The sequence below is a fragment of the Winogradskyella wichelsiae genome (assembly GCF_013403925.1).
GTDB classification, from domain to species: domain Bacteria; phylum Bacteroidota; class Bacteroidia; order Flavobacteriales; family Flavobacteriaceae; genus Winogradskyella; species Winogradskyella wichelsiae.
This window is the reverse complement of record NZ_JABFDJ010000025.1, coordinates 1-3175: the sequence shown is the minus strand read 5'-3', so window position 1 is coordinate 3175 and position 3175 is coordinate 1. Positions and strand designations below refer to the sequence as shown.

Below are 3175 nucleotides of genomic sequence, written 5' to 3'. Positions count from 1 at the left end.
CGGAATATTCACGGGTTCGTAAATGTTTACTAACTTAGTTGCTTAACCACGCAACTAACCATACACAAAACCGTTGTGCGTCATTTGAAAAAACTAAAATCGAATACAATCAAACATAAATTTAACAACAATTTCTTTATCATAACAGGAGGTCCGGGAACAGGAAAAACAAGTCTGTTAAAGGAGCTAAAAAAATAGAAATTATGAAATAGTTCCTGAAATCGCTCGTGAATTAATAAAAGAGCAAAACGAAATTAATGGCGAAGCATTACCTTGGAAAAATAAAGAGATGTATAAAAGTATAATGTTTGACCGCTCAATAAGAAGTTATGAGCAATTTGATAAAAAAAAGAATAAAGAAAATTTCATTTTTTTTGATCGTGGATTTTTAGATACCATTTGTTATGCAGAGCTAATTCAATCGGAAATAACTGAACAGATGAAATCCTATGCGGAAAGTTGGAGATATAATAAAAGTATATTTATGCTTCCACCTTGGCGTGAAATTTATAAAACGGATAGCGAGCGAAAACAGAATTGGGACGAAGCAGTTATAACATTTCAAAAAATGACAGAAACGTATAAAAATTATGGTTATACTATTATCGAAATCCCAAAGAAGCCAATAAATGAAAGAGCTGAATTCATATTAAACATTATTACAGAAAATGATAACACCTGATAAAAACAAAACATTTCCACTTGAGAATTATAATAAATTATGCTTTTTAAAAAACATCATTAAAAATCCAAATATAATTGTTGGTGACTATACCTATTATGACGATTTTGAAAACGTTGATAATTTTGAGAAGAATGTAAAATATCATTTTGACTTTATAAACGACAAATTAATCGTAGGTAAATTCTGTATGATAGCATCTGACGTTAAATTCATTATGAATGGGGCAAATCATTTAACAAATTCACTGACAAGCTATCCATTTTCAATTTTCGGAAATGGCTGGAAAAATGCAATGAAAGGTAAAGAATATCCAACAAAAGGAAATATAAATATCGGAAATGATGTTTGGATTGGGTATAATGCTACAATTATGGCAGGAGTTACTATCGGAGACGGAGCAATTATAGCAACAAATTCAACTGTAGTAAAAGATGTTGAACCGTATTCAATAGTCGGAGGAAATCCAGCAACTGAAATCAAAAAGCGATTTTCAGACGAAATTATAAATAAATTGTTAGATTTAAAATGGTGGAATTGGGATATGGAAAAAATAACCAAAAACGTTCAAAATTTAACTGACAAGAATATTGATAAACTAATCGAATAAAAAACGAACGCACAACAACGTATATAACTCATAGCTAATCAGTTGCTTAATCGAAGTTAAGGTATATTTGCAAGTCCGCCAAATTTTTTAATTTGGCTTATTGATAAAAAGTAATAAGAAAATTAAAAAATTCGGCTCGTGCTTAACCGAAAATTAATCGCTAATTTGCTAGCTACGAGTCATATACAAAAACGTTGTAAGTAATTAGCCAATCTAATGGGGAAATTTGAACATAATAAACAATATACTTTTGATGTTGACTCTGCTCCTACTTCTTGGTTAGACTATTCAGAGGAACTAAAAGAAATTGCAGAACTCATCTTCTCTAATTCAGTAACTGAAATTAATAGATATCCTGAAAACGAAAAAGGTTTAAGACTTGAAAGAGGTTACTTTTTAAATTATGGGTTTTCAATTGAAAACATATTGAAAGGACTCATAATATCTGAAAATAACTCTTATGTTTCTGATGGAAAAATATCACCTGAAATAAGTTCAAATCATAATTTAGAAATACTTGTTGACAAAATTGATTCAATATCATTTGATAAAAATGAAAGAAAATTATTGTCGATTTTGTCAGATGCAATACCATATTGGGGTAGATATCCTATTCCCAAAAAGTATACTAAAGTTTCTACTAAATTTAAGCTGACAGAAAAAGTTAACGAAGATTTAAACAACTTATGGTTCAAAATAGGAAAAGAGCTTTATTCAAACATTAAGTTAGGATGGACTGGACCAAGCGGAATAGAAACTGGACCTTACATAAGTTCAACTTTTGAAAACCCTGAAGAGTTTGACAAATCAATAGCTGAAATTAATAAGCAAATAAAAAAAGGTGTTTTTAAAGCAGGCAACGTTGATATATCAAAATATAGTAGAAATAAATAACTACTTACAACACCGTGTATAATTAATTGCTGTATTCTTCTCTACTTGCGAATATTCCTGCGGAATATTCACGGGTTCGTAAAAGTTTACTAACTTAGTTGCTAAACCACGCAACTAACCATACACAAACACGTTGTAAGCAATTTGACCCAAAATAATAGAACCAAATCAAATAATGAGTGAAAATAGATTTATTGAAAAATTCCAACATAAAACTGACTCGGAATTAGAATATATTTTAGAAAACAAAAAAAGCTATAACGAACAAGCTATTGCAGCCTCTATTCATATTTTGAAAGAACGTATCGGAAAATCACCTGAATTGGAATCTGTTGAAAGCGAAATCAAAATCGAAAAGGAAAAAAAAGAAATAGCTCGTAAAAAGACTATCGAGGAAGACAAAAAGAAAAACAATACAACGGACGACCCAAATGCACCTGAACTTCATTCTAAAAAAGTGATTATGGTATTTTCTGGGTTATTCTCAACTATTTTCGGGGCGGTTTTACTAATGTATAATATGAAGCAAACCGACAATCAAACTGGAAGAATTCAAGTTTTGATTTTTGGAATTTTATATACAATTATTACACTCGTCGTTGTGAACCTACTAAATATTGGAGGCAATATCGCTTTGATTTTTAATATCGCAGGTGGAGGAATTTTGACAGAATACTTTTGGAATAAATTTATCGGAAAGGAATTTCAACATAGAAAAAGGAGTTGGATAAAACCAGCTATAATCTCTGTTTTGATAACAATTCCATTGATTTTAGCTGCAATATATGGACAATAAAAAACTGCTTACAACAACGTGTATAGCTCATTGCGGCTGAATTCCTAATCGGAATTCATTGCAATTTGCTATCTTTCGGTTACGGCGGAAAATCATAGCTGATTTTCCACAACGAGCCATACACAAACCCGTTGGCAGCAATGCGTGTGCGGCAAAATCCAACTCTAAATTGGAACTTATACAACTCTGAATT

4 protein-coding genes are annotated in these 3175 nt (G+C 30.8%); all 4 read left to right on the top strand.

Annotated elements, in window-relative coordinates; translation table 11 throughout:
* Positions 1 to 208 precede the first annotated feature (208 nt).
* A complete protein-coding gene (locus HM985_RS16945) occupies positions 209 to 682 on the top strand; it encodes an AAA family ATPase (RefSeq protein WP_317167146.1) in 474 nt (157 codons plus the stop codon).
* On the top strand, positions 669 to 1292 hold the full coding sequence (locus HM985_RS16940) for a CatB-related O-acetyltransferase (protein WP_179377392.1): 624 nt from the start codon (positions 669 to 671) through the stop codon (positions 1290 to 1292). The genes HM985_RS16945 and HM985_RS16940 overlap by 14 nt, the downstream gene beginning before the upstream one ends.
* Before the next feature lie 216 nt (positions 1293 to 1508).
* On the top strand, positions 1509 to 2186 hold the full coding sequence (locus HM985_RS16935) for a hypothetical protein (protein ID WP_179340062.1): 678 nt from the start codon (positions 1509 to 1511) through the stop codon (positions 2184 to 2186).
* 175 nt (positions 2187 to 2361) lie between these two features.
* Positions 2362 to 2982, top strand: coding sequence for a hypothetical protein (locus tag HM985_RS16930; protein WP_179377391.1), 621 nt, complete (start codon positions 2362 to 2364; stop codon positions 2980 to 2982).
* Positions 2983 to 3175: the final 193 nt, after the last annotated feature.

Excerpts from the sequence above, each read along its gene's own strand:
- HM985_RS16940 (WP_179377392.1), top strand. The coding sequence starts at position 669 with ATGATAACACCTGATAAAAACAAAACATTTCCACTTGAGAATTATAAT.
- HM985_RS16935 (WP_179340062.1), top strand. The coding sequence starts at position 1,509 with ATGGGGAAATTTGAACATAATAAACAATATACTTTTGATGTTGACTCT.
- HM985_RS16930 (WP_179377391.1), top strand. The coding sequence starts at position 2,362 with ATGAGTGAAAATAGATTTATTGAAAAATTCCAACATAAAACTGACTCG.